General features: G+C 38.1%; 1 protein-coding gene. It reads left to right on the plus strand.

Going from position 1 to position 239, the window contains the following annotated elements:
• The coding region (locus FOT98_RS31435) for a lytic polysaccharide monooxygenase (protein ID WP_186292157.1) at positions 1–239 on the plus strand (239 nt) is incomplete at both ends.

Raw genomic sequence — 239 nt, forward strand, 5'->3', positions numbered from 1 at the left:
AAAGGCGGAGAAAACACCTTTACTTGGAAATACACAGCTCCTCATTCAACAAGTCAATGGCACTATTACATCACGAAAAAGGGATGGAATCCAAATAACCCTTTAACAAGAGCAGATTTTGAGCCAATTGGTACTGTAAAGCACGATGGTTCTAAAGCATCTAATAATTTATCACATAAAATCAATGTACCAACTGATCGCAGTGGGTACCATGTTATTTTAGCTGTTTGGGATGTAGC

The organism is Bacillus sp. HY001 (assembly GCF_007558965.1).
Taxonomy (GTDB): Bacteria; Bacillota; Bacilli; order Bacillales; family Bacillaceae_G; genus Bacillus_A; species Bacillus_A mobilis.